The sequence below is a fragment of the Rhizobium sp. WSM1274 genome (assembly GCF_025200775.1).
GTDB classification, from domain to species: domain Bacteria; phylum Pseudomonadota; class Alphaproteobacteria; order Rhizobiales; family Rhizobiaceae; genus Rhizobium; species Rhizobium leguminosarum_I.
Genome location: NZ_CP104138.1, coordinates 549,034 through 567,783, shown reverse-complemented (window position 1 = coordinate 567,783; position 18,750 = coordinate 549,034). Strand labels below are relative to the sequence as shown.

Below are 18,750 nucleotides of genomic sequence, written 5' to 3'. Positions count from 1 at the left end.
GTCTTTCCAAACCGAACGGTAACCCTGACGAAAAGTTTATCCGATCGGTCGGCTTTTCATGAATCGATCTTTACCATTCGCTGGCGGATTAGGTGGCAGCGTCTTCCCGGGCGGAACATCTCCGCCCGGGCGGACATGTCCCGCCAGCGCATTTTCGGTCATTTGTAGAGAGTTCGTCCGATGATGAAACAGCTTGTTCTTGCCGCAGCCCTCTTCGGCATCTTCTCCACGGCCGCCCTTGCAGACGACCGCTACGCCACCCGTCCGCCCGTCGTGCTCAGCCCCGATCTGACCGCGCCCTGGATCAACCAGTTGGGCGGCGGCACGGTTCGTCCCGTCGTCTACCAGCGGCCGGTCATCCAGCCGCAGCAGCGCGGCCTTTTCCAGCGCCGCGTGCTGCGCCAGGCGCCTCAGGTGTCACCGCAGACCGTTTCGGCGATCAATCCTGGCATCCCGTCGATCCGCCATCCGATCGAGCCGCAATACCTGCCACAGATGGTTGACTACGACACCACGGAAAAGCCCGGCACGATCGTCATCGATACCAACAACCGCTTCCTCTATCTGGTGATGCAAGGCGGCAAGGCGCGCCGCTACGGCGTCGGCGTCGGCAAGCCTGGCTTCGAATGGGCCGGCGCCCACAAGATCAGCCGCAAGACCGAATGGCCGGACTGGACGCCGCCTTCCGAGATGATCAGCCGCGAGGCCGCCAAGGGTCATTACCTGCCGGCGCGCATGGATGGCGGCGCGGAGAACCCGCTCGGCGCGCGCGCCATGTATCTCGGCTCGACGCTTTACCGCATCCACGGCACTAATGCGCCCTGGTCGATCGGCAGCGCCGTCTCTTCCGGATGCATTCGCCTGCGCAACGAAGACGTCGTCGATCTCTACGACCGCGTCAGTGTGGGAACCCGCGTCATCGTCATGTAAAGGTGGGCCAATACCTACAGCGACGCATGTCTTTTCAGATGCGCAAAGGACGCGGTAACCTTTAAATTGCTGCATAATTTTTCCTAAAGTCGATTCCGATTTGAAGATAAGTTATGCAGTCGGAGCCGCAAGAACAGTCGGCTCCCCTTCTCCAAAATTGCTGTATCGGGCCACGCCGATCTTGAATCAGGCAGAAGTTCATGTAGCTTCGAGCGAATTTGCTTGAGGGGAATCGATCATGATCAAACTAATGCCGGGTCTGGCTGCTGCCGGACTTGTCCTGTCCTTGATGTCTACATCAGCCGTGGCTGCACCCGCCGGCTCTGCTCCTGACAACGCGCAGCGCCCGGCACAGGTCGTGCGTGTGGCGCAGATGCCGAAATATGTGAAGCCGGAATTCAAGCGCAAGAAAGTGCGCTTGGTGACAACGGAAGCGGCAGGCACCGTCATTATCGATACCAACAACAAATATCTCTACCTCATCGAGGGCAACAACCGCGCCACCCGCTACGGCATCGGCGTCGGCCGCGACGGCTTCGGCTGGTCGGGCGTCGTTAAGATCGGCCGCAAGGCGGAATGGCCGGCATGGACGCCGCCGGCCGAGATGCGCCGCCGCGAAGCCGCCAAGGGACATATGATTCCTGCTTTCCAGGAAGGTGGCGAGGACAATCCGCTCGGCGCCCGCGCCATGTATCTTTACCAGGGTGGCCGCGACACGATCTTCCGTATTCACGGCACCAATCAGCCCTGGACGATCGGCCTCAACATGTCTTCCGGCTGTATCCGGATGATGAACGAGGATGTGACGCATCTCTACGACCGCGCACCCGTCGGCACCAAGGTGATCGTCATTGGCCCCGGCAACAAGCAGGGCAAGGTCGCGTTCGAAGACAGAGGCATTGACGTGCTGCGAACGCTTTTCGGCGGCTGAGCAACACTTCAGAAAAAAATGATAGGCGCTTTTCGTCGCGCCTTTTATTTTTCTTAGACTTTGCGGCGGAAAGCTGGCACACCAGCCTCAGAGTCGACATATTTGCAATATCGGGGCTATTCAATGACATATGGGCTGCGCTCGTCCGTTTCCGTGCTTGCGGGCATCGCTTTTTTCACGATCTGTTCGGCAGCATCCGCCTCGGCGGAAGATCTGCAATTCTCCGTCTACGGCGGCTATCAGACCGCACCGCATAGCGGCGTCGATCTCTCCGACGGCACGCATTTCACCGCCGGCTGGGAAGGCAAGTCCTTCGGCGCCCCGCCCTATTACGGCGGCCGCGTCACCTGGTGGCTCGAGAACTTCAACAAACCGAATTGGGGTATCTCGCTCGATTATACCCATGACAAGGTCTATGCCGACGACGATACGCTGGCCAAGACCGGCTGGTCGCATTTCGAATTCACCGACGGCCTGAACCTGATCACGCTGAATGGTCTCTACCGTTTCCAGGATCCGACCCGCCGCTGGACGCCCTATCTCGGCGCCGGTATCGGCGTGAACATTCCGCATGTCGAAGTGATTCGCCCTGAGGGCAAGACCTGGGCCTATGAATTCGGCGGCGTGACGCTGCAGGCCCAGGCCGGCGTCGACTTCAAGGTGACCGAGCGCTGGTCGACCTTCGTCGAATACAAGGGCACCTATTCGCGCATCGACGTTCCGATCGACAGCGGCGTCGACCTGAAGACCAACATCTTCACGAATGCCGTCAACGTCGGCGTTTCATTCCACTGGTAAGAATAAAATTTCGGCTGCGGTGTTAGAGCGGTTCAGCGCGTAGAAGCGCAGAACCGCTCTAACCTTTTATTGTTACGCAACTCCGGACGGAAACCGCTTCGCACTTTTCCTGAAATTGCTCTATTTGGTGCCGCAGCTGACCTTGCCCTCGACGGCATAGGGTTTTGCGCCGCCTGCGATCGTCAGGGAATAGGTGCCGCTGAAATTTGCCGCCGGCTTGCCGCGCTCGCCGGCGACGACCACCAGATCCAGTGTCGCTCCGCCGGTATCATCTTCGCCGCCGTCAAAGACCTCCATAAGCAGTTCGCCGTCGCGCGACCAGTGATTGGTCAGGTGCTGCGATTCGAAAACACGCTTTCCGAATACGGTTGATTCCTTGACGATGAGCGCGCCGCGGAAATGATTGAGCTTGTGGCCGGCGGTACTTTCGAAACCGCTTTCCAGCGTGAAGCGCGCTTCCTTGTCATCGGCGGAACAGAAGTAACGACTGTCGGCATGGGCAGTGCCTGCCGCACCGAGCAGTCCCGCAAGTACAATCATTCCCCGCCACATCGTCTAAACTCCCGAGACCGGCCCGACGGGCCTTCGCAAGCTTCAACCTAACGGCAAACCTGTTAATTTTTCCGGCACAGCGCCGCCATAGGCCCAATCGAGAAGTTCGACCGTATGGAGGATTGGCATGCCGGTGCCGGTGGCGATCTGGGTGATGCAGCCGATATTGCCGGTGGCGATAATATCGGCCTTGGTCGCCTCGATGTTCTTGACCTTGCGCGCCTTCAGCGCCGCCGAGATTTCCGGCTGCATGATGTTGTAGGTGCCGGCAGAGCCGCAGCACAGATGGCCTTCGGCCGGATCGCGCACGGCAAAGCCCGCCGCTTTCAGCAATTGCTTCGGCGCGAGCGTGATCCGCTGGCCGTGCTGCATCGAACAGGCGGAATGATAGGCGACCGTGATGCCCTTCGGCATGTGTGCCGGCAGGTCGAGGGTTGCGAGATATTCGGTGACGTCCTTGGCCAGTGCCGAAACCCTGGCCGCCTTTTCGGCATAGGCGGGATCGAGGCGCAGCATGTGACCGTAATCCTTGATCGTCGTGCCGCAGCCCGAGGCGGTGATGATGATCGCATCAAGGCCCTGCCCGTCGATCTCGCGCGTCCAGATATCGACATTGGCACGGGCGCTTTCGAGCGCCTGTTCGGCGCGGCCCATGTGATGGACCAGCGAGCCGCAGCAGACCTCGCCTTCCGGCAGCACGACCTCGACGCCGAGGCGCGTCAACAGCCGGATCGCTGCCGCGTTGATGCCGGGATCGAGCACCGGCTGCGCGCAGCCGGAAAGGATCGCCACCCGGCCGCGCCGTTCCGTCTCGGGCAGGTAGCTGCCGGGCTTTGCGAAGGGCGAAACAGCGGGGATGCGGCGCGGCGCAAGCGCCAGCATGGCGGCGAAGGGTTTCAGCGCGCCGCCCCGCATCAGACCGGCGAAGGGCCGGCCGAGACGGGCGAGATTGAGCGCCAGGCGGAAGCGGCCGGGATAGGGCAGCACGGCAGCAAGAATGGCGCGCGTCAGCCGGTTCATGAACGGGCGTTTGTAGGTCTTTTCGATATGGGCGCGGGCGTGATCGACCAGATGCATGTAATCGACGCCGGAGGGACAGGTGGTGACGCAGGCAAGGCAGGAGAGGCAGCGGTCGATATGAGTGACGACCTCGGCGTCGGCGGGCCGGCCATTTTCCAGCATGTCCTTGATCAGGTAGATGCGGCCGCGCGGGCTGTCGAGCTCGTTGCCGAGCGTCACATAGGTAGGACAGGTGGCGGTGCAGAAACCGCAATGGACACATTTGCGCAGGATCTGCTCGGATTCTGCGACATTGGGATCGGAGAGCTGAGCCGGGGTGAAGTTGGTTTGCATCTAGCGGTGCCTCCGCTTGGGGAGGATGTCGGGCGTTGTGCCTGGGGCACCCCCCTCTGTCCTGCCGGACATCTCCCCCACGAGGGGGGAGATTGGCTGGGGGCAACGGCTTGCCCAAACGACTGAGACACTGCAGTTTCGATACGGCAGTGAGAGAGCGATGGTCCAACCTCTTGCCGATCTTTCCCCTTGTGGGGGAGATGTCGGGCAGGACAGAGGGGGGTAACTCGCGCGCAGAGCCATCTCATCCCTCACCCCATCTTCCCCGGACTAAAAATCCCCATCGGATCGAATTTCTCCTTCACCCGCCGCGACAGCATCGCCACCGCCTCGGGCTCGGGATGGAAGGCCGATGTAACCGCCCTCGCCTCACCCGATGCACGGATCAGCGTCGCGTGGCCGCCGCCGAGCGCCTTGATGTAGCGACGGACCTGCTCGGCTTCAGGGCCGGCCTCCATGCGCATCCAGACGAGGCCGCCCTGCCAATCGTAGAAGGCGTCGATGCCGGCCTCGAGGCGGAGGGCTGCGACCAGTTGATGGCCGGTGCCGGGGGCGACCGAGACACGCCAGACCGGTCGCGCAGTGCCGTCGGCATAGGGCAGCACGTCGCGGATTTCCTGCCAGAGCCTGTGGCTTTCCGGCTGCTCCAGCCGCGTGACGGTGGCGAAGGCCGACATTGCCGCGGCAAGCTTTTCGATGCGCACGTCGACCGAGCCCGGCAAGCCTTCGATGCGCAGAACCGTCGCCTCGCCCTCGGGCAATTTGCCGGCGAGGAATTTCCAGGTCACCGTCAGCGGCAGATGCGCCGTACCCGAGACTTCGACCGGCAGGGCCATCCCCGCCGCCATGGCGTTCGCCGCCTCGGCGTCGTTGAGGCATGATAGTACCACCGTCCGCTCCGTCTTCGGGCGCGGCGGCACACGGAAGGTGACTTCGGTGAGGAAACCCAGCGTGCCATGCGAGCCGGCAATCAGTTTGGCGAGGTCGAGGCCGGTGACGTTCTTCATCACGCGGCCGCCGGCCTTGATGATCTCGCCCTTGCCGTTAACGAAGCGCACACCGAGCAGGCTGTCGCGGGCGGCACCTGCGATCAGGCGGCGCGGGCCGGAGACATTGGCGGCGAAGACGCCGCCGATGGTCGGCTCGCCCGATGTTCCCATGAGAGGGCGATGATCCATCGGCTCGAAGGCGAGCATCTGGCCGCTCTCCGAAAGTGCGGCCTCGACCTCAGCAAGCGGCGTGCCGGATCGGACGGTCATGACCATTTCACCGGGATTATAAGCGACGATGCCGGAAAGTCCGGTCGAGCGCAGCCGGTCTTCGGCGGCAACCGCATTGCCGAAGCCCGAGCGGGTATTGCCGCCGCAGATATCAAGCGGCCGACCGGCTTCCGCGTGGGCGCGGACGATCGCCGCTGCCTCTTCCTCGCTCTTCGGCATCAGGTCGATCATGCGGCGGGGCGCCCTTCGAGCGGGAAGACCTTCGACGGGTTGAGGATCCAGCCGGGATCGAAGGCGGCACGCGCCGCCATCTGTTGGGCAAGGTCGGTCTCGGAATATTGATGCCGCATCAGGTCGCGCTTCTCGATGCCGACGCCATGTTCGCCGGTGAGGCAGCCGCCGGCATCGACGCAGAGCCTCAGAATATCGTTGCCGGCCGCCTCGGCACGGGCGGCATCTTCGGGATCATTGGCGTTGAAGAGGATCAGCGGATGCATATTGCCGTCGCCGGCATGGAAGACATTGGCGACGCGCAGGCCATAACGATCGACGATCTCGGCAGTCCTCTTCAGCACGTGGGAGAGCTGGCTGAGCGGCACGGTGCCGTCCATGCAGATATAGTCGGCGATGCGGCCGGTGGCGCCGAAGGCGGATTTGCGGCCCTTCCAGATCAGTGCCGCCTCGGTCGCCGACTGGCATTCGCGTACGGTCTTCACAGCGTGCCGGCGGGCGATCGCGACGATGTCCTTCAGCGTCGCGTCCATCTCCGCTTCCGATCCCTCGACCTCGACGATCAACAGCGCGCCGACATCGAGCGGGTATCCGGCATGGGCGAAGGCCTCGCAGATCTCGATCGCCGGCTTGTCCATGAATTCGATCGCGACCGGGATGATGCCGGCGGCGATGACATCGGCAACGCAGGCGCCGGCCTCTTCCGAGCTCTCGAATCCGAAGAGCACCGGGCGCGTACCTTCCGGCTTGGCGATCAGCCGCACCGTCGCCTCGGTGACGATGCCGAGCTGGCCCTCGTGGCCGCAGACGAGGCCGAGCAGATCATAACCTGCCGAATCCAGCGCCTTGCCCCCAAGCTCGATCACCGTGCCGTCGACCAGCACCATCCTGACGCCGAGCAGATTGTTGGTGGTGACCCCGTATTTCAGGCAGTGGGCGCCGCCGGAATTCATGCCGATATTGCCGCCGATGGTGCAGGCAAGCTGCGAACTCGGATCGGGTGCGTAGAAAAAGCCGTCCGCGGAGACGGATTCGGAAATATTGAGATTGGTAACGCCCGCCTGAACCACGGCGACGCGGTTCGGCAGATCGATTTCGAGGATGCTGTTCATCTTCGACAGGCCGAGCACGACGGCATCTTCCTGCGGAATGGCGCCGCCGGAGAGCGAGGTGCCGGCGCCGCGCGGCACGACGGGAATGCCGTAGCGGTTGCAATAGCGCATGATGGCCGAAACCTCGGCCGTGGTGCGCGGCAGGGCGACGGCGAGCGGCAGGCGACGATAGGACACGAAGGCGTCGGTCTCGAACGGCACCAGCTCGCGCGCCTCATGCACCAGGCATTCCGGCGGCAGAAGATCGGTCAGATCGGCAACGATCTGGGCGCGCCGTGCCAAGACATCGGCGCGGGGCTCGAGAAACGAAATGGCGTCGGACATGGCGTTCTCCCAGCGGGAAGATGACAGCGGAAACCGGCCGCGAACCTCCCTGCTGCCGAGAAAACGGCTTAGCACTTTCCCGAAAGTGGCGCAAATGCTAAGCACTTATGCCAAAAGGGGAAAAAGTCACAAAACCTTATGACCAATCTGGGTGATCTCGAAATCTTTGCCAAGGTGGTTGCAACGGGAAGCATGTCGCTGGCCGGGCGGGCACTCGGCTTTTCGCCGGCCGTCGTCTCCAAACGGATCAAGCGGCTGGAGGATCGGCTCGGCACCCGGCTTCTGCAGCGCACGACGCGACAAATCTCGCTGACGGAAGCCGGACAGGGCTTCTACGACCGCGTTCTCGGCATTCTCGCCGGGCTTGAGGAGGCGGAATTCTATATTTCCGGCCGCTCGGCACAGATGCACGGCACGCTGAAGATCTCGGCCCCGACCTCCTTCGGGCGCATGCATATCGCGCCGCATCTGAAGGCTTTCATGGAGACGCATCCGGAGCTGGCGATCAACCTGGTGCTGACCGACGAATTCAGCGACATCGTCGGCGGCGGTTTCGATCTGGCGATCCGCATCGCCGAACTTACCGATTCGAGCCTCGTTGCCCGAAGGCTGGCGCCGGTACGCCGGCTGCTCTGCGCTTCACCGGATTACCTTGCGGCGCATGGCGAGCCGAAGCACATCGACGAGTTGAAACGCCACCGCTGCCTGCCGGCCCACAATAACGACACCTGGCGGCTGAACGGGCCGGACGGGGCGCTGAGTCTCAGGCCGGAAGGCATGCTGATCACCAATTCCAGCGAGGTGATCCGCGAGGCTGTCATCGCCGGCCTCGGGGTCGCGCTGCGCTCCACCTGGGACATCGGTGAAGAGCTCAAAGCCGGCCGGCTGGTGCAGGTACTGCCGGCCTATGAAAGCTCCCACAATGTCGCGCTGTCGGCCGTCTATCCCAGCCGGCAGTTCCTGCCGGCCAAGGTGCGGTTGTTCATCGACTATCTGGCAGGGCTTTATGGCCCCGTCCCCTATTGGGAGCGCTGATCGCTGCGCCGGTTCAGCGCGCCAGCCTCTCGATGACGAGATCCAGCAGGGCGCGCAGCCGCGCCAGGCGCTTCATGTCGCGGTGATAGCCGACCCAGGTGTCGCGACCGGGCGGCGGTTCGCCGAGATCGACCAGTTCGATGGCAGCATGCGAATCGCCGAGCGGTCGTGGCAGGACGGCGAGCCCGGCGCCATTGGCACAGAGCGCCGCCTGCACATCGCGGCTGTTGCTGCACATGACGATCTCGGCCCGCGGCAACAGGCGACGCAGCCAGCTGACATCAGGCATGTCGCCGAAAGCCTCGTCCATGGTGACGAGGCGGGCGCCCGCTCCGTCGCCGGCTTCGGGGTGCAGCGCACCGCGGCTGATGTAAAGGCCGTATTCGATATGGATAAGCTTGCGCGATATGACCTCTGCTTCCGCGAAGGGCTGGATGCGAAAGACGAGGTCGGCTTCGCGTCGTGACAGGCTGAGAAGCCGGCTGTCGGTCAACAATTCGACCACCACCTTCGGATGGACTTGCGAGAATTCCGCCAGCACCGGCGAAAGCACATGCGCGCCGAACCAGTCGGATGAGGATAGCCTGAGAAAACCATCGAGTTGACGGCTGCCGCCGGCAAGGACGCGCTCGACGGCGAGCGCCTCCTCTTCGATGCGTTCGGCGCCGGCGAACACGGCCGCGCCTTCATCGGTCAGGACGAAGCCATCGGTCGTTCGCTGAAAGAGCGTCTGGCCGAGAGAGGTTTCAAGGGCACGCAGCCGCCTGCCCATCGTCGGCTGCGTCAGTCCGAGGCTGCGGGCCGCTGCCCCCAGCGTGCCGAACCGCGCGATCGCCAGAAATAGTTTGAGGTCGCTCCATTCCATCGCTAGAGCCTTTCCGGGTTAGATTGAAGCATCTGCCGGAGCAGGTTTTCGTCAGGGCAGAGGCGATTGGCGAAGGGCATACCTTTTGGTACGTCCGAGCCGATCGCCTCTGATCCTGGCGGAAAGATGCCCGGCCCTTCGGGTTGGCTGAAACGGGCCGGCTGATCGACCGGCCGGCTTGGCCGTAGAGCCGGGCTACGACACGCGCCGGCCGGTCGACCATCCGACTCCGTTTGAGCCAACAGAATGCTGCAATCTAACGCGGAAAGGCTCTAGCATCCGCCAAACAAAAATGCATGGACTTCAGTCGTTATCTTTCATTTTCATTCGTGTTTCAATGAACCATCTTCTTAGAGAACAACTTGCTGCGGCGCGCTACGGACGCCACGATGCAAACGAAGGAGAGTTCGATGTCTGTACAATCAACAATGAAAGCGCTGCTGGCTGAAGCGCCGAATTCGCCATTGCGCGTCGCCGATATTGCAAAACCGGTTCCCGGCGCAGGCCAGGTTCTGGTGCGCATCAAGGCAAGCGGCGTCAATCCGCTCGACCTCAAGATCCGGGCCGGCAATGCGGCCCATGCCCGCCATCCGCTTCCCGCCATTGTCGGCATCGATATGGCCGGCATCGTCGAAGAGATCGGGGCTGGCGTCAGCGGTTTCCGCCAGGGCGACGCGGTCTACGGCATGACCGGCGGGGTCGGCGGCATTCAGGGATCGCTTGCCGAATTTGCAGCTGTCGACGCCGTGCTCTTGGCGCCAAAGCCGCAGAATCTGTCGATGCGCGAGGCAGCCGCCCTGCCGCTGATCTCGATCACCGCCGGGGAAGGGCTGGTCGACCGCGCCGGGGTCAAGGCCGGCCAGAAGGTTCTCGTGCTCGGCGGCGGCGGTGTCGGCCATATCGTCGCGCAGATCGCCAAGGCTGTGGGAGCCGAGGTTTATGTCGTCGACAGCGCTTCGAAAGCGGACTATCTCGCCGGCCTTGGTGCAACGCCGATCGATCGCGATGCGGAAACGGTGGAAACCTACGTCGCAGGACACACCGGCGGCAGGGGTTTCGATCTGGTCTACGATACGGTCGGCGGCCAGGGGCTCGATACGGCATTCCGAGCCGTCAGCCGGTTCGGTCATGTCGTGAGTTGCCTCGGCTGGGGAAGCCACGCGCTGGCGCCGCTCTCCTTCAAGGCCGCCAGCTATTCCGGCGTCTTCACGCTGCTGCCGCTTCTGACCGGCGAGGGACGCGCCCATCACGGTGAAATCATGCGGGAGATGACGAAGCTCGCCGAAGCCGGCAAGGTGATGCCGAAGCTCGACCCGCGCCGCTTCAGCCTTGCCGATACAGATGAGGCGCATCGGCTGATCGAAGACCGGCAGGCGGACGGAAAGCTCGTCGTCGAGATCGACTGATTTTAATCCGTCGGCTCTTAATCCGTCAGCCGAATCAGCGCGCCAGATCGAGATAGGCGTTCGCCACCCTAGCATCGATATCAGCGGGCACAGGCACGATGCAGGAATGGGGATCGGCCTCGCCCCTGGCGATGCGTTCCAGGCAGCGGGCCTGGAGGGTGAAGCCGAGATCCATCGACTCGACGGTATTGCCGAGCGGCCGCGGGCCGGCGAGATTGGCCATGTGACCGCCGCCGAGCACATGGAAGGATCGGCCGTCGCTCAGATGGAAGCTCTCGATATGATCGGCCTCATAGCTGTCGATGCCGGCGACATTCGGATGGCGGCGGAAGGCCTCGACATTGATCTCATGCGGGAAATGGCCGCCGTTCATCAGGATCGCGCCGTCCTTGACGAGCGGCAGGTCGGCTGCCGTCACGATGCCGGCAGAACCGGTGACGGTGACGATGATATCGGCCGAGCGGATCGCCGAGTCGCGCAGCGGTGTGATGAAACCATCGAGATGAGCTTCGAGCGTCGTCACCGGGTCGAAATCGACGACGCTGACGGCGGAAAAGCCATTGCGGAAACAGGCGGCTGTGCCCTTGCCGCAGGCGCCGTAGCCGAAGACCGTCACGCGCTTGCCGTTGGTGGAGCGGTTGGTGAAGCGCAGGTAGCTTTCAAACAGGCTCTGGCCGACGGCATGCCTGTTTTCGGCGAACTGCTTGATCGGGCTATCGTTGATGACGAGGATCGGCAGGTTCAGCCGCTCGCGCAGCGGCAGCAGACGGGTGCGGCCCGAGGTGGTTTCCTCTGTACCGCCACGGAGATTGGCATAGGGCTTTTCTGCCGCGATGGCGAAAAGATCGCCGCCATTGTCGAGCAGCAGATCCGGCTTTTCAGCAATGACCGCTTCGAGGCTCTGATGATGAGCGGCAGGATCGGTCGTCTGCGTGGCAAAAACAGTGATGCCTTGGGAACGCAGGAACTCGACGGTCGAAGGCTGGGTGCTGTTGAGATTGCCGGTGCAGACGAGACGTGCTCCGCCGGCGCGAAGCGTCATCAGCAGCGCCACCGTCTTCGGCTCGAGGTGAATGCCGGTGCCGATCGACAGGCCCTCGAAAGGACGCGTCCGCTCGAATTCGGCCGCCGTCGCCTTGAGCAGCCGGCAGCCGTTGCCGATCCAGTCGATGCGGGTTGCGGTCTTTTCCATTGTCTCTTCCTATTTGCGTATCGTGCTGTTTTTAGCGGAGCAACAGGGCTGCGAATATGGAAGTAATTCTGACGAAGGAGCAGAAAATCTGCCGTTTTCAGGTAGGCGTCCCGCAACGAAGCAGCCAGCCGGACAGGGTCGCGAAGGCCGGCCGCTTCGCATCCGGCGTACGGCAGCAGAGGCTGTAACCCGGCAGCCGGGAGATGAAGCCATAGGGCGCGACCAGATACCCGCGCTGAAGATCGTCCTCGATCGAAGCGCGTGGCGCAAGCGCGATGCCAAGCCCGGAGCGGGCGGCACCCAGCGCCAGCAGCAGATCCTCGAATTCCTGGACGCGGCAAAAGACGACCGGCGGCGTGCCGCTTTCGGCAAACCATTCGTCCCAGAGCTTCGGAACGCTGCGGCTGGCGAGCATCGTCAGCGCGCCCATCGCCCCCGGATCGCTCGATAGTGTCGCGGCAAGCGAAGGCGTCGCGACCGGGCCGAACTCGTCCTCCATGAACCGCAGGGCCGAAATGCCTGCCGCCGGCCGGTATTCGCCGCCCATGATCACAGCGTCCAATTCGGGGTGCATCCGCAGCGGCTCGACCATCGTCATCGGCACGATGTCTACGGTATCGCCGAGGCTCGCCTGCATGTCTGCCATACGCGGCATCAGCCACCAGACCGCGAAGGCGGAGGGCACGCCGAGCCGAATACGGCTCGGCACGGCGCCTTAAAGTTTCAAAGCGGCGCGCTGCAGAATGTCGAAAGCCGCACTCGAAGCTTCGGCAAAAGCCCTAGCCTGCAAGGTCGGGACCAGCCCGCGGCCGTCACGCGTGAAGAGCTTGCGGCCGAAATGATTCTCTAGCGTATCGATCTGCTGGCGCACGGCGCCACGCACCACATTCAGCTCTTCGGCAGCCTTGAGAATGCTGCCGTGACGACAGACGGCTTCGAAGGCGCGGATGGCGTTGAGCGGTGGCAGACGCATGAGGACGACATTCAAAAAATCACGGTTGACCACTAGATCTCGCCATTGAACGAAAGGCAAGATCACGCCATATTGTACAGCTGTGCAATGTGACGCATTCGAGACAGGGCGTGACGGATTTTCCGGACCTGTCCGGCCTCGATTTCCCTATGAACGGCGTTAATCGCGGTGCAAATCGTTCTGCGGCCTTTTGGATTGCGTAAGCTTTCCGTGATATATGTATATGAGTGATTCCTAACGACGACTGCGAAGGTGACCCGACCATTGACTCTTCTGGCCCGACTGGCTTCCGATGTGCAACTGATGTTCCGGCGACCGCCGCGACAGCAATACGGCGCCCTCTGCTATCGGGCAAAGAAGAAGAGCGGCGAGGTCGAGGTGCTATTGATGACCAGCCGCGACACCGGCCGCTGGGTCATTCCCAAGGGCTGGCCGATGACGGGCAAATGCGCCCATGAGGTCGCGATGCAGGAAGCCTTCGAAGAAGCGGGCGTCCGCGGCGTTGTCGAAACCGAGACGCTCGGCGCCTATAGCTATCCGAAGGTGCTGCGCGACGGAGTGCAGGTGATCTGCAAGGTGCAGGTCTATGCCCTCGAAGTCACCGAGATGGCGAAGAATTTCAAGGAAAAAGGCGAGCGCCGCATTGAATGGGTTTCGCTTGATGAGGCTGCAACGCGCGTGCGTGAACCGGAGCTCCGCCACCTTTTCCTCGCCTTCAAGCAAAGGATGACCGACAGGCTTTCGGCCAAGGCGGCGAAGCAAATTCCAGCGGAATGAATCCTGCCATCTTGCGCTGCTAAGAAAGCAGCGTAGAAGCAGCTTTATTCTCAGGAAAAAGAATGCCGCCACGTCCCGTAGTTCTCACGAAACGCACGCTCGACAAGGACCTTGACAAGATCACCCATGTCGAGGACGCGGCAAAGCATGTTTTGCGGCGGCTGGTGACGCCCGGTCTCGGATTGATCTTCGTCGGTCTGGCCATGCTCTTTGCCGGTGTCTATGTGTTCGACCAGCCGGGAGCGGTTCTCGTGGTGGCGGCGGCAGCCCTTGCCGGCTACATGGCGATGAATATCGGCGCCAATGATGTGACCAACAATGTTGGTGCCGCCGTCGGCGCGCGCGCCATGACGATGGGCCAGGCGCTGGTCATCGCCGCGATTTTCGAGGTGCTTGGCGCCACGGTCGCCGGCGGCGACGTCGTCAAGACGATTTCCGCAAACCTTGTCGATACGGTGCATGTGCCGCAGGCGATGACGGGCTGGATCATGATGGCGGCGCTGACGGCCGCTGCCCTCTGGGTCAATCTTGCAACCTGGATGAAGGCGCCGGTTTCCACCACCCATGCGATCGTCGGGGCGGTGATCGGCGCCGGCATCTCAGCCGTCGGGCCGGAGCCGGTGAACTGGCGTGTGATACTAGAGATCACAACGAGCTGGATTACCTCGCCGCTGATCGGCGGGCTGATCGCCGCCGGGCTGCTTTATTTCGTCAAGACCTTCATTATCTATCGCGACGACAAGCTCGCAGCCGCGCGGCGCTGGGTGCCGGTCCTGGTCGCGGTGATGGCCGGCGGTTTCATGGCTTATATGGTGCTGCAGGTGTCACCCCCGGGCAGGTTTCAGCCGCTGACCGTCCTCCTCGTCGGGATCGGCATCGGGCTGGTGAGCTGGCTTGCCGCCCGGCCGCTCGTGCTCGCCCAAGCGCAGGATCTCGAAAACCGCAACAGCTCATTGCGGACGCTGTTCCGGCTGCCCCTGATCGGCTCCGCGGCGCTGCTATCCTTCGCGCATGGCGCAAACGACGTTTCGAACGCGATCGGGCCGCTTTCGGCGATCGTCCAATCGGTCGGTATCGGCGGCAACGGCGGCGTCGGCCATCCGCCGCTCTGGGTGATGCTGATCGGCGCCCTCGGCATCTCCGTCGGGCTGCTGCTCTTCGGACCGCGCCTCATTCGCCTCGTCGGCGAGGAGATCACCAAGCTTAATCCGATGCGAGCCTATTGCGTCGCGCTGTCGACCGCCTTTACCGTCATCGTCGCCTCCTGGCTCGGCCTGCCGGTCAGCACCACGCATATCGCCGTCGGCGCCGTCTTCGGCGTCGGATTCTTCCGCGAATGGTACACGCGCCATTCGAAGACCCGCATCGCCTATATCAGACGCAAGGCCGAGAGCTTCGATATCGACGAGCCGGAAGAGCCGAACATCTATGAGACGCGCCGGCGCTATCTCGTGCGCCGCTCGCATTTCATGACGATCGTCGCCGCCTGGATCGTTACCGTGCCGGTTTCAGGTGCGCTTGCGGCAATGATTTATTGGGTTATGTTCGCGATCTTCGTCTGAAACCCCGAGTTTTTTAAATGCGCGCCAATTTCCGCATGCAACGGCTTTTCGTCGATGCGCCGCTTACGAGCGGCGCCGTCGTAGAAGCGAATGCCGATCAGTTCAACTATCTCTCCAACGTCCTGAGGATGGAGGACGGTGCAGAGATCCTGCTCTTCAACGGCCGCGACGGCGAGTGGAAGGCTGCCCTTTCCTTCCCGACGCGCAAACGTATCCTTTTGACGGCAACCGAAGAGACGCGGCCGCAGCCGCAGCCTTGCGACCTGCATTATCTTTTTGCGCCGCTCAAAGTCGGCCGCATGGACTACCTCGTGCAGAAGGCGGTCGAAATGGGCGCCGGCCTGCTGCAGCCGGTCATGACCCAACACGTGCAGGGCAAGATCACCAATCTCGACAAGCTGCGCGCCAATGTCGTCGAAGCGGCGGAGCAATGCGGCATCCTCGGCATTCCCGATGTGGCCGAGCCGGTGAGGCTTTTCGACCTGCTCGACCGCTGGCCGAGCGAGCGCCGCATCATCTATTGCGACGAGGGCGATGCCGGGCAGAACCCGCTGCCGGTGCTATCGGCGGTCCGGGAAAGACATCTCGCCCTGCTGGTCGGGCCGGAAGGCGGCTTTTCGGAGGAAGAACGGGCACGGCTTCGAAGCCTCGATTTCGTCACCGCCATTCCGCTCGGACCGCGCATCCTGCGGGCCGATACGGCAGCTGTCGCGGCCCTGGCGGTGGTGCAGGCGGCAATCGGCGACTGGAACTGACTTGGAAAACGGGTTGACATGGAAACCGGCGCTATTTTTTTGATGCGTCGTTGAAAGAATTTCACTTGCAACATAGGTGGCTTGGGTCCAAATCAGCCTTCCAATTGCCCGGCCCCCTGGGCGCCTTTTTGAATACAGGTATCCCGCATGGCCCGCGACACTACCGACCAGACACCGCTCTCTTCGGTCCAGGATCTGACCGATTATATCGCCGCGGGCAACAAGCCGCGGGAGCGCTTTCGGATCGGCACCGAACATGAGAAATTCGCTTTCTTCCGCGCCGACAACAGCCCGGTTCCCTATTTCGGCGATGCCAGCATCTCGGCCCTGTTGACCGGCTTGCAGAGAAAAAGTGGCTGGGAGCCGATCACCGACGGCGGCAACATCATCGGGCTTGCCGAGCAGAACGGCATGGGCGCGATCTCGATCGAGCCCGGCGGCCAGTTCGAACTCTCCGGCGCACCGCTGGAGACGATCCATGAGACCTGTCGGGAATCGAACCAGCATCTGGCGACGCTGCGCGAAATCGCCGAACCGATGGGCATCCGCTTCCTTGGCATCGGCGGCAGTCCCAAATGGACCTATGTGGAAACCCCGCAAATGCCGAAGTCACGCTACGAGATCATGACCCGCTATATGCCGAAGGTCGGCACCCAGGGTCTCGACATGATGTACCGCACCTGCACGATCCAGGTGAACCTCGATTTCTCGTCGGAAGCCGACATGCGCAAGAAAATGCGCGTCTCGATGAAGTTGCAGTCGCTGGCGACCGCGCTCTTTGCATCCTCGCCCTTCACCGAGGGCGAGCCGAACGGGCTGCTCTCCTGGCGCGGCGATATCTGGCGCGATGTCGACAACCGGCGCTCCGGCCTGCTCGATTTCACCTTCCGCGACGATTTCGGCTTCCGCGACTATGCCGAATGGGCGCTCGATGTGCCAATGTATTTCATCGTCCGCGACGGCCGCTATCACGACTGTACCCATGTCACCTTCCGCCAGTTCATGAACGGCGCATTGAAGGGCGAGGTCGCCGATCCGGCGCCGACCATGGGCGACTGGACGAACCATCTTTCGACACTCTTCCCCGACGTGCGGCTGAAGCGTTTCCTCGAAATGCGCGGCGCCGACGGCGGCCCGTGGCGGCGCATCTGCGCGCTGCCGGCCTTCTGGGTCGGCCTGCTCTATGATGATGCGGCACTCGAAGCCGCCGACGAACTGACAAAGGATTGGAGTTTTGGCGAGGTCCAGGCACTGCGCAATGCCGTTCCCGCCGAGGGGTTGACGGCTCAGTTTCGCGGACACCCGCTCTTCGACATGGCCCGCGAGGTGATCGGTATTTCGAGGGCCGGCCTCAAGGCGCGCGGCAGGCTCAACGGGGAAGGCCAGAACGAGAGCATCTTCCTGGCGCCGCTCGAAGAAGTGCTTGCCAAGAAGGCGACGCTCGCCGAGGATCTGCTGGCACTCTATCACGGCCGCTGGCACGGCTCCGTGGAACCGGTCTTCGAGGACTATCAGTATTGAGCCTGACACAAAGCGGTTCCGCTTCCCCGGAATCGCTCTGACAGCCACTATTGTCGACGGTCTCCGAGCACGGACGTAGAGGCCGGCGGCATGGTGCTCCACGCGACCTGCCGCTGGAACCTTAGCCGAACGCTCTAGCGAAATTCCTCCCTAAGTTCTTATGGCAAAAAGCCGTTTGCGCATTGCCATTTCCGGTTATAGTGGCGTTACAATGCGTCACGACCTGGGGAAAGGGACTTCCATGCTGCCACTCTTCGACATGATGATGCAGGCGCAGAACGGCGCGGCGATGGAGGCGATCGCCCGGCAGTTCAACCTCGCACAGGAACAGGCGACGAAGGCGATGGCGGCACTGATGCCGGCCTTTTCCGCCGGGCTGAAGCGCAGCACCAGCAATCCCTATGATTTCGTTGGGCTGATGCAGGCGGTCTCCTCCGGCAACTATGCGCGATATTTCGAGGATATGAACCGGGCCTTCACGCCGGAGGGCATTTCCGACGGCAACAACATCCTTGCCCAGCTTTTCGGCTCGAAGGAGGTTTCGCGCGCGGTCGCCGCCCAGGCCGCACAAATGACCGGCATCGGCCAGGATATCTACAAGCAGATGCTGCCGGTGCTGGCCGATACGCTGATGGGCGGGCTCTTCAAGCAGACGACCGGCCAGATGGCGTCGCCGGTCAATCCCTTCTTCAACACGGCGATGGGCGAAACCATCCAGAAATGGCTGGAGAGTACCGGCTTCGCCCCGAAGCCGGCCCCAGAGCCCAGCGTCTTCGACAATCCCTTTACGCAGGCGATGCAGCAGATGTTTTCGATGCCGAAGCCTGCGCCAACGCAGACGCCGAACCCCTTCCTCGACAATCCCTTCGCCAAGGCCTTCCAGGAGATGATGGGCGGGCTCGGCCAGCAGCCGGCAGCCCAGACTAAGACCAAGACCAAGACGCCTGAAGCGCCGAAGGAAGAGGCGAAGGTCAATGCCGACAGCTATACCGAGATGCTGAACGCCATGTTCGACAGCGGACTGGAAGTGCAGAAGAACTACCAGCGGAACCTGGAAGCGATCTTCGAGACCTATCGGCCGAAGCCCCCGTCCAAGACGAGCGAATAACCCCGTCGGGGCTTTAGCACGTAAAAAAACCCGGAGATGGCTTGGGAAAGCCGATCACCGGGTCAAGCGGCAGGGCTATTGGCTATCACCCTGCGGGGAAACGCG

The 18,750-nt window shown here is 62.4% G+C and carries 16 protein-coding genes and 1 pseudogene; 10 read left to right on the top strand and 7 right to left on the bottom strand.

The features are described 5' to 3' along the window. Positions 1–180 precede the first annotated feature (180 nt). From N2600_RS02670 to N2600_RS02660, 3 genes are all read left to right on the top strand, one after another. A complete protein-coding gene (locus tag N2600_RS02670; RefSeq protein ID WP_260297893.1) occupies positions 181–930 on the top strand; it encodes a L,D-transpeptidase in 750 nt (249 codons plus the stop codon). A gap of 238 nt (positions 931–1,168) precedes the next feature. Continuing rightward, positions 1,169–1,861, top strand: coding sequence for a L,D-transpeptidase (locus N2600_RS02665; protein ID WP_260297892.1), 693 nt, complete (start codon positions 1,169–1,171; stop codon positions 1,859–1,861). A 123-nt stretch (positions 1,862–1,984) separates the two neighbouring features. Continuing rightward, positions 1,985–2,659: an outer membrane protein gene (locus tag N2600_RS02660; protein ID WP_222385736.1), complete on the top strand. Its 675-nt coding sequence runs from the start codon at positions 1,985–1,987 to the stop codon at positions 2,657–2,659. A 120-nt stretch (positions 2,660–2,779) separates the two neighbouring features. Here the strand turns inward: N2600_RS02660 and N2600_RS02655 are convergent, their stop codons facing one another. From N2600_RS02655 to N2600_RS02640, 4 genes are all read right to left on the bottom strand, one after another. Further along, positions 2,780–3,211: a hypothetical protein gene (locus N2600_RS02655; protein ID WP_017967162.1), complete on the bottom strand. Its 432-nt coding sequence runs from the start codon at positions 3,209–3,211 to the stop codon at positions 2,780–2,782. Between the two features lie 42 nt (positions 3,212–3,253). Beyond that, complete coding sequence (gene glcF / locus N2600_RS02650) at positions 3,254–4,564, bottom strand: glycolate oxidase subunit GlcF (RefSeq protein ID WP_222385735.1); 1,311 nt, start codon at positions 4,562–4,564, stop codon at positions 3,254–3,256. A gap of 251 nt (positions 4,565–4,815) precedes the next feature. After that, positions 4,816–6,015, bottom strand: a complete 1,200-nt coding sequence (gene glcE, locus N2600_RS02645; protein WP_260297891.1) for a glycolate oxidase subunit GlcE — start codon at positions 6,013–6,015, stop codon at positions 4,816–4,818. Next, the gene (locus N2600_RS02640) at positions 6,012–7,451 is read right to left on the bottom strand and encodes an FAD-linked oxidase C-terminal domain-containing protein (protein WP_260297890.1); all 1,440 of its coding nucleotides are present in this window, start codon (positions 7,449–7,451) and stop codon (positions 6,012–6,014) included. The genes glcE and N2600_RS02640 overlap by 4 nt, the downstream gene beginning before the upstream one ends. 138 nt (positions 7,452–7,589) lie before the next feature. Here N2600_RS02640 and N2600_RS02635 point away from each other — a divergent pair, with 138 nt between their 5' ends. After that, a complete protein-coding gene (locus tag N2600_RS02635) occupies positions 7,590–8,486 on the top strand; it encodes a LysR family transcriptional regulator (protein WP_260110178.1) in 897 nt (298 codons plus the stop codon). Positions 8,487–8,499: 13 nt separating this feature from the next. Here the strand turns inward: N2600_RS02635 and N2600_RS02630 are convergent, their stop codons facing one another. After that, positions 8,500–9,351 (bottom strand): LysR family transcriptional regulator, encoded by an 852-nt coding sequence (locus N2600_RS02630; protein ID WP_260297889.1) that lies wholly within the window; start codon positions 9,349–9,351, stop codon positions 8,500–8,502. A gap of 410 nt (positions 9,352–9,761) precedes the next feature. Here N2600_RS02630 and N2600_RS02625 point away from each other — a divergent pair, with 410 nt between their 5' ends. Next, positions 9,762–10,757, top strand: coding sequence for a zinc-dependent alcohol dehydrogenase family protein (locus N2600_RS02625; RefSeq protein WP_260297888.1), 996 nt, complete (start codon positions 9,762–9,764; stop codon positions 10,755–10,757). A gap of 34 nt (positions 10,758–10,791) precedes the next feature. On the opposite strand, the gene N2600_RS02620 is transcribed toward N2600_RS02625, so the two are convergent. Further along, the gene (locus tag N2600_RS02620; protein ID WP_260297887.1) at positions 10,792–11,949 is read right to left on the bottom strand and encodes an adenosylhomocysteinase; all 1,158 of its coding nucleotides are present in this window, start codon (positions 11,947–11,949) and stop codon (positions 10,792–10,794) included. 97 nt (positions 11,950–12,046) lie between these two features. After that, positions 12,047–12,922: pseudogene (locus N2600_RS02615) on the bottom strand (LysR substrate-binding domain-containing protein). A gap of 264 nt (positions 12,923–13,186) precedes the next feature. Between N2600_RS02615 and N2600_RS02610 the strand changes: the two are divergent. The 5 genes from N2600_RS02610 to N2600_RS02590 all read left to right on the top strand — a co-directional run bounded on the left by N2600_RS02610 (position 13,187) and on the right by N2600_RS02590 (position 18,645). Beyond that, on the top strand, positions 13,187–13,699 hold the full coding sequence (locus tag N2600_RS02610; protein ID WP_222281647.1) for an NUDIX hydrolase: 513 nt from the start codon (positions 13,187–13,189) through the stop codon (positions 13,697–13,699). Positions 13,700–13,761: 62 nt separating this feature from the next. Continuing rightward, positions 13,762–15,261, top strand: a complete 1,500-nt coding sequence (locus N2600_RS02605; RefSeq protein ID WP_222281646.1) for an inorganic phosphate transporter — start codon at positions 13,762–13,764, stop codon at positions 15,259–15,261. 17 nt (positions 15,262–15,278) lie between these two features. After that, positions 15,279–16,016, top strand: coding sequence for a 16S rRNA (uracil(1498)-N(3))-methyltransferase (locus N2600_RS02600; RefSeq protein WP_260297886.1), 738 nt, complete (start codon positions 15,279–15,281; stop codon positions 16,014–16,016). A gap of 147 nt (positions 16,017–16,163) precedes the next feature. Next, positions 16,164–17,537 (top strand): glutamate--cysteine ligase, encoded by a 1,374-nt coding sequence (locus N2600_RS02595; protein WP_260297885.1) that lies wholly within the window; start codon positions 16,164–16,166, stop codon positions 17,535–17,537. Between the two features lie 241 nt (positions 17,538–17,778). Next, on the top strand, positions 17,779–18,645 hold the full coding sequence (locus tag N2600_RS02590; RefSeq protein ID WP_170256212.1) for a DUF937 domain-containing protein: 867 nt from the start codon (positions 17,779–17,781) through the stop codon (positions 18,643–18,645). Positions 18,646–18,750 lie beyond the last annotated feature (105 nt).

Coding starts and splice junctions, on each gene's coding strand:
- N2600_RS02595 (WP_260297885.1), top strand. CDS start 16,164: ATGGCCCGCGACACTACCGACCAGACACCGCTCTCTTCGGTCCAGGAT.
- N2600_RS02620 (WP_260297887.1), bottom strand. CDS start 11,949: ATGGAAAAGACCGCAACCCGCATCGACTGGATCGGCAACGGCTGCCGG.
- N2600_RS02600 (WP_260297886.1), top strand. CDS start 15,279: ATGCGCGCCAATTTCCGCATGCAACGGCTTTTCGTCGATGCGCCGCTT.
- glcE (WP_260297891.1), bottom strand. CDS start 6,015: ATGATCGACCTGATGCCGAAGAGCGAGGAAGAGGCAGCGGCGATCGTC.
- N2600_RS02590 (WP_170256212.1), top strand. CDS start 17,779: ATGCTGCCACTCTTCGACATGATGATGCAGGCGCAGAACGGCGCGGCG.
- N2600_RS02655 (WP_017967162.1), bottom strand. CDS start 3,211: ATGTGGCGGGGAATGATTGTACTTGCGGGACTGCTCGGTGCGGCAGGC.
- N2600_RS02665 (WP_260297892.1), top strand. CDS start 1,169: ATGATCAAACTAATGCCGGGTCTGGCTGCTGCCGGACTTGTCCTGTCC.
- N2600_RS02630 (WP_260297889.1), bottom strand. CDS start 9,351: ATGGAATGGAGCGACCTCAAACTATTTCTGGCGATCGCGCGGTTCGGC.
- N2600_RS02635 (WP_260110178.1), top strand. CDS start 7,590: ATGACCAATCTGGGTGATCTCGAAATCTTTGCCAAGGTGGTTGCAACG.
- N2600_RS02660 (WP_222385736.1), top strand. CDS start 1,985: ATGACATATGGGCTGCGCTCGTCCGTTTCCGTGCTTGCGGGCATCGCT.
- N2600_RS02640 (WP_260297890.1), bottom strand. CDS start 7,451: ATGTCCGACGCCATTTCGTTTCTCGAGCCCCGCGCCGATGTCTTGGCA.
- N2600_RS02605 (WP_222281646.1), top strand. CDS start 13,762: ATGCCGCCACGTCCCGTAGTTCTCACGAAACGCACGCTCGACAAGGAC.
- N2600_RS02625 (WP_260297888.1), top strand. CDS start 9,762: ATGTCTGTACAATCAACAATGAAAGCGCTGCTGGCTGAAGCGCCGAAT.
- glcF (WP_222385735.1), bottom strand. CDS start 4,564: ATGCAAACCAACTTCACCCCGGCTCAGCTCTCCGATCCCAATGTCGCA.
- N2600_RS02670 (WP_260297893.1), top strand. CDS start 181: ATGATGAAACAGCTTGTTCTTGCCGCAGCCCTCTTCGGCATCTTCTCC.